The organism is Mucilaginibacter sp. P4_G9 (assembly GCF_056400985.1).
The window spans coordinates 1-6,696 of sequence record NZ_JBFUKF010000273.1 but is presented as its reverse complement, the minus strand read 5'-3'; the positions used below and the strand labels follow the sequence as shown (position 1 = coordinate 6,696).

General features: G+C 40.6%; 5 protein-coding genes. 2 read left to right on the top strand and 3 right to left on the bottom strand.

Going from position 1 to position 6,696, the window contains the following annotated elements; genetic code table 11:
- Positions 1 to 460: 460 nt before the first annotated feature.
- The gene (locus tag AC1DPZ_RS19280; protein ID WP_477406412.1) at positions 461 to 589 is read left to right on the top strand and encodes a hypothetical protein; all 129 of its coding nucleotides are present in this window, start codon (positions 461 to 463) and stop codon (positions 587 to 589) included.
- On the opposite strand, the gene AC1DPZ_RS19275 is transcribed toward AC1DPZ_RS19280, so the two are convergent.
- Positions 576 to 2,486: a DUF3857 domain-containing protein gene (locus AC1DPZ_RS19275; RefSeq protein ID WP_477406410.1), complete on the bottom strand. Its 1,911-nt coding sequence runs from the start codon at positions 2,484 to 2,486 to the stop codon at positions 576 to 578. The two genes, AC1DPZ_RS19280 and AC1DPZ_RS19275, sit on opposite strands and share 14 nt — an antisense overlap.
- A complete protein-coding gene (locus AC1DPZ_RS19270) occupies positions 2,486 to 4,465 on the bottom strand; it encodes a DUF3857 domain-containing protein (protein ID WP_477406408.1) in 1,980 nt (659 codons plus the stop codon). The genes AC1DPZ_RS19275 and AC1DPZ_RS19270 overlap by 1 nt, the downstream gene beginning before the upstream one ends.
- A 132-nt stretch (positions 4,466 to 4,597) precedes the next feature.
- Between AC1DPZ_RS19270 and AC1DPZ_RS19265 the strand changes: the two genes are divergently transcribed.
- A complete protein-coding gene (locus tag AC1DPZ_RS19265) occupies positions 4,598 to 5,644 on the top strand; it encodes an exonuclease domain-containing protein (RefSeq protein ID WP_477406406.1) in 1,047 nt (348 codons plus the stop codon).
- Positions 5,645 to 5,989: 345 nt separating this feature from the next.
- Here the strand turns inward: AC1DPZ_RS19265 and queG are convergent.
- Positions 5,990 to 6,696: tRNA epoxyqueuosine(34) reductase QueG (queG, locus tag AC1DPZ_RS19260; protein WP_477406404.1), on the bottom strand; the 707-nt coding region annotated here is incomplete at its 5' end.

Sequence of the window (6,696 nt, the reverse complement as noted above, 5' to 3'; positions counted from 1 at the left end):
CTGTTGATGAGGCCACTGTGTCGACTAATTAATGAGTGGTGAGTGGTCTATCAAATTGGGGGAGGCAATTTAGTCTTTTGTCCTTAATCTTTCTGTCTTTGCTCCTTAATCTACCTGTCTTTGCTCCTCATGATGTAACTAATTTATTTTCAGTGTGTCTTTTGGTTGTCGATATGTATTTGTAAGTTTATATATCAGTAACTTAATTTGTTATGCCAGCTTTAAAACTTTGGCTACCCGGTTCACATAGGCATTGTATAATGCTTTTTGTGGTTGCTGTAACTGTGCTTGTTTCGGCCTGCGGAAGTATTAAGAAAACAGAAAAACCGGTGGTTAAACCCGATTATAACAATACGGCAAGCAATATTCATACTACTTAGGCCGGGAAATAGCTGTCCGGACCCAAACAAGCGTGTGGTTATTACAAACTACATTAAAAAATGAATATTTTTGCAACCTTATGTCAAATCAAAAAGAAGAATACTCATTCTGGACAAAGTATAAAAAATTTGCAGGGAACGAAATTTTGCTGTACCTGGTCATGATCATAGGCATCATACTCGGTATTGTAATATTTAGTTATTTTTAACCAGGGTTACGTTGCTGTTATCTGTTTCGCTTATGGCCTGGTAAAAGTCGACAAACTCCTGGTACAGATCTTTATTGTATGTGCCATCAATTACCTGCAGCTTGCGTTTATATACCAGCTGGTCGCCAATTATTATGGTCGAAACAGAAAACTTTCCAAAAGGCTTTTCTATTGATATACTTGCCGGCCGCATATCAACATGGTAACCTTTAGGCAAGGTATACCTAATTTCATCTTCATCGGTATAGCCCCTGTTTATATATAAAGCGTTACGCCTGTTACGTACTTCGCGGGGCGTTCCTCCTGTCCGGTTAATGGCATTAGCTAGAAAATCTATCTTACCGTTGTTTGCCGATCCATAATCGGGCGCGCTTAGCTTTATAGTTTCTGTAGCTACCGGGTGCAGGCTTTTATCCTGTTTAAATTCAAATTTTTCAATTTCGAGATTATTTATAGGGTATTCCTTTTGAAGGCTTTTTACCTGCTCTTTTGGTGCTTCCTGGATAATATATTCACGGTTTTCATACTGGGTGCCTTTAAACGTGGTAAGCATATCGCCTGTTAACATACCATCTGCATTTATGCTGAAGCTGGCTTTGCAGTATTGCAGGTTATCCTGGGCGGTGTACTTAGGTGTATGCAGCAGTTTGCCGCCATCCGGTGTGCAGGCTAATACATAGCGGTCATCAGTAAAATCACTTAAAAAGCCGAAAGGTATTTTCTGGCTTGTGCATTCCAGGAAAGTGGTGTCGTTTTTAAACGGAAGGCACAGTATAACATGGTCAAACTGGTTCATACTGGCAAAATCAGTTAAAGGGCTTTGCTTACGCGAGCCCGACTTTACAATACAATAGTAAGAGTCGATATCAACCGCCTTAAACAGGGCCTGGGTATAGTTCACCAATGCCTTACAGTCGCCATAATTTTGCTGGTCCACATCGCTTGCCAAAAAAGGCTGGTAACCGCCTATGCCAACCTGTACACCTATGTAGTGCGTTTTGCCCTGCATGTATTCATAAATTTTTTTGGCTCTCAGTTTAGGATCGGTAATGCCGTTGGTGATCTCCTTCATTCTTTCAATAGTTGATGCGGGAAGTGTTGTACGGCTGGCCAGCAATTTATCATAGATCCATTTACCCATCCCGTTCCAATCGTTAAATGATCCGGGTACGCCCAGGTATTCAAAGTTTTCGGGAGCAATTTTTACCCTGCTCAAATATTTATCGCCATTGGGGCTGTATGGCTCTTCCTTTATGGCTTTTAAATTTGTTAACTGCCATGTATATGTGCTCTCTCCCTGTTTATTGGTGCCYGTAACCACCTTAACAGGAACATTTAACTCCTTATACCTGATCTTGAAATCGGGCTTACTGCTAAAAGTATAAGTGCTTTTTTCAACGGCAACACCTGTTGACGAATTAGGTACCCAATCGGCGAAGTTGAGCGATTGCTTTGATTTTATTTCGTATTCATAAGCAACCGTATAGGGGTAATCGGTTACTGCCGGGTTAAAATGCTTAACCCTGGTATCATCAAAAAGTGTTGACCGGCTTGCCGCATTAACATCCTCAAAATCGCTTTCAGAAAACTTACTTATTGGCTTGCCAAACTGGTTGTATACAACTCCCTTTATACCTTTTATAATATTGGCTTTGTCATGAAACACAACTATTTCGGCTTCTTCGGCGCCATTTTTATTTAATATAGTTATGGCCTGTTTTATATGGTAAAAAGTATTATTTAAATCTTTTACTTCAATATTAAGCTCTTCATTGCGTACAACGGCGCCGGCGTAAGGCAGCAGATCTTTAGGTATCAGCGATACGTCATAGTTTTCCTGCGCACCGGCGCTTATGCCTAATGCCAGGATTGATAACAGCGTTACAAGTACTTTCATTATTTTTTCTTGAAAACCATATCGGCTTTTTCGGTAAGGATGATCTTATTATAAAGTTCTTTCAGGTAAGGATATTCTTCCGAAGTATAAACAGGTTTAGTAAACTTTATTATGCTTGAGAATGTGAAAGCACTGCCAAGGCTGTCAAAATTACTTGCATACATACCACCATTTCCGGGCATTTTAAATGCTACAGATTGCGGCGGGGTTTCAACTGTATAAGCATCGGGCAGGCGCATATTTAGTATTAAACGACTATCTGATGCCATTCCCCAGTCAACCGGGTAATCCCTTTCGGCAAGCTTAAACGGATTGGTAGTTATTTTATCCCATAAAAATGGGTTAAACACCAGCCGGTTATGGTTCATGTTATCAAACGCGTCAATTTCAACATCAAAAGTTTCTCCAAGCGGCATATCCAGGCTATCCAGGTTTGAAATACTTGATTTCAGGATCTTTAGCCTGGGCAATTTTTCGTCCTGGTTTTCAACATATTCATCAACCGAGTTGAATTTTTTAATGGCTTTGCGTTTTAAATAGGCATCGTAACCCGAATAATAATTAACTATGGTGCCTTTAAGCTTACCGTTATCAAGCAAAGTAAGATCAAGTGATTTTGTTGACGACTCCTTCTGTAAACCACTTAACTCTATCCAGTATGATGGTTTATCCAGGCTGATAACCCGGCCTTTATCGTTAAGGCAGTTGAGGGGCAGCAAGCCAAATGATAACAAAGGATCGGTAGCATCAAGCAGGTAACTTTTATCGCCAATATTAACTTTGGCAATTATATAATCAAAATCATTAATTACCGGGTAAAGCATATTAATATTTCCATTATTGCGGGTTGATAGTACAACCACCTCTGTGTTTAGGTCTGCCGCCCTTAACGCTGCAGCCAGGGCCAGGTTAATATCGCCAATGGTACCGGTATGCGCCTCATATGCTTTTTTTATACCATCCGGACTGTAAATGGTTGTAATATTATTCCATTTAAACCATTTTTGCAGGTACGCGTAAATAGCTTTGGCTTTTTCCAGTTCATCTGTTTTTCCGGCAATCACTGTGGTTATCCTGTCCTTCATTAGCTCTTTGCGCTTAAATTGCGAACCAAAAAGCTCATCTGTTTTAAGCTGATGTTCAATATCTTTCCAGGTTTTTGAAACAACTGTTTTTACGCTGGTGTATGGGTTGGTCCATTCAACCTCATCAAAGTAGATGGCGGCTAAGAAATTCTTAGGCGCGGTCATATAGTCCTCGGATACAAAGGCAGGGATATCTTTCATTTCATAAGTGATGTGCGAGCAATCACATTTTGCGCCATGGGATGAAAAGCATTCGCGTTCAAGCTCCGAAGTGCTGTTTGATAGCTTTAAACCTCCACGCAGTGATGCATTAAAAACCCAGAAAGCGGGAATATGCACCTCATATTTTGAATGCTCCTTTGGTATTTCATCCTGAAAATCCCAATTTCTAAATTCATTAAGGTAAGGCGATGTAAGCTTATACCTGAAATCAATAACGCAACCCGGCCGCAAACCAGGCAAGGCAAATTTTACAGTGCTTCGGTACTTGTAATCTTTTACGGTATATACTTTTTTAACATCAAGGGGGGCGCTGCGCATAAGGCCATCATCGTCGCGATAGTATGTGGTGCCAACTATCTCGTCAACCTCTTCTGTCGATTCGTTATTGCTACTATGGTGTATAGGTATCTCAATAGTTCCGCTTTCAAGGCCTTTTGTATCAAATATTTTGATGCGGGCATGGTAATTAAAAATCAGGCGCACATGGTCATCACTTACTACATCAATCCTGCTTTTGCCAAACTCGTTTAAAAATAAGGCATGAGCCGATGTGTCTTTTGCGTATTTTTTTAGGTCGAGGTCTTCGGTGGTTACACTTTCTTCAAAATCCTGTGCCTTTACAAAGTGTTGAATACCAATAAATAAGATGATAATAAGTAGTGCTTTTTTCATACAATAATCGCGATAATTAGGGTGGTATCAATTTAATACATAAAAATGAATTATTAATTAAATTAAAAAATTTATTGTGCTGATTCTTTTTAGGACATTTGCGACCTTTACAGTATTACTGAATCATTTACAATGAAACTAAAATTAAAACGCCCGCTGGCCTTTTTCGATCTTGAAACTACGGGTACCAATATAGGAGCCGACCGGATAGTTGAAATATCAGTTATTAAGCTTCACCCCGATGGCAGTGAAGAGGTTAAAACATGGCGTGTTAACCCCGGTATTCCTATTCCATTAGAATCATCATTGGTACACGGTATTTATGACGAGCATATACAGGACGAGCAGCAATTTAAAGCCCTTGGTAACGATATAGCCGAATTTATTGGCGATAGCGACCTGGCAGGGTACAACTCCAACAAGTTTGATATCCCGATGCTGATGGAGGAATTTTTACGCGCCGGCGTTTCGTTTACTTTGGATGAGCGCCATTTTGTGGATGTACAAAATATATTTCACCAAATGGAGCAGCGCACCCTTAAAGCCGCTTACCAGTTTTATTGCGATAAAAAAATAGAGAATGCACACTCGGCCGAGGCTGATACCCGTGCCACCATGGAAGTGTTGCTGGCGCAGATTGAGCGTTATGAAAATATGCAATGGGAAGATAAAAAAGGCATTATTACTACCCCGGTTGTTGGTGATGTTGAGGCGCTGCATAAATTTACCAACCTGAGTAAACCTGTTGATTTTGCAGGCCGAATGGTTTACAATGAACAAGGGGAGGAGACGATAAACTTTGGCAAACACAAAGGCAAACGGGTAGAGGATGTACTGAATGCCGAGCCAAGCTATTATTCCTGGATGATGCAGGGCGATTTTCCGTTGTATACCAAACGCAAGCTCGAAGAAATTCACACCCGCTGGAGCGCTAAAAAGAATGCTGAGCGCCAGGCAAAAAACGCTGCACAGCATCAGCAACAACCAAAACCTGTTGAGCAGGCCCAAGCGCCTAAACCAGAAGCGCCAAAAACTGATTACCCTAAAAAGGAATTCCATAAACCGGATCATACCAAAACTCAATATCCGCCCAAACCTTTTAAAAAGAAAGACGAACCCGCCCAACCCGTTAATGATGATATGCTGGCACAACTGGCATTGAAATTTAAGAAGGGGTAGTTTGTTTAGATTTGAGATGTTAGACATGAGATTTGAGACTTTTTAATTAAATTTTTGTAAATTTGTATATAAACAAGCCGGGCGATTATCCTGAAGGATAATCGCCCGGCTTGTTTATATAGGAAGCTCCGTAAGATGCTATTTTATAGTAACTATCTTATTTTAAGCTAAATAGGTATTATTAAAGCACTATCAAAGGGTGCTCAAAGGTGTGTGGCAGGTATTGGTAAAGTGGTGCGAAAGGTGCGGGAAGGTGCACGAACGGTGTATTAAAAGAGATGTTTTTTGTTGGATATTTTTCAACCAGTTTCGCAAATAAATTCCCTGCAGATGGACCACTTGTATCTATGATTTCAGGAAATCTATATTCCTTTTTAAGCCGGTAAATTTGGTACGCTTTACAGCCGAATTTTTGAATACTTTTTGAAAAACATCCTGGGTAATTTCCTGCCAGTCGGCGGCTTTAAGATCCAGCAAATCGGGGTGGGGGCTAAAAGCCGGTTCACTGTTTAATACCGAGAAACGATTCCAGGGGCATACATCCTGGCAAATATCGCAACCAAACATCCAGTTATCCATTTTGCCTTTAAACTCCAGGGGGATCTCATTCTTAAGTTCGATGGTGAGGTACGAGATGCATCGGCTTCCATCAACCACATAAGGGCCAACTATAGCATCGGTAGGGCAGGCATCAATACAATTGGTGCAGGTGCCGCAATGATCGGCAGTGGGGGCTATATCATATTCCAGTTCCAGGTCGATGATGAGTTCGGCTAAAAAAAAGAAGGAGCCGTTTTTTTTGTTTAAAAGATTTGAGTTTTTACCTATCCAGCCCAGGCCGGCCCTTTTGGCCCAGGCCTTATCCAGCACCGGTGCCGAATCAACAAATACACGGCCTCCAACTTCGCCAATCTTCTCATTAACAATCTGTAACAACTGCCTTAGCTTATCTTTTATAACAGTATGGTAATCTATCCCATAAGCATATTTTGATATTTTGGGTGCCGAGGGATCAGTTTGTTTATTATCTGTATAATAGTTAATACCTAATG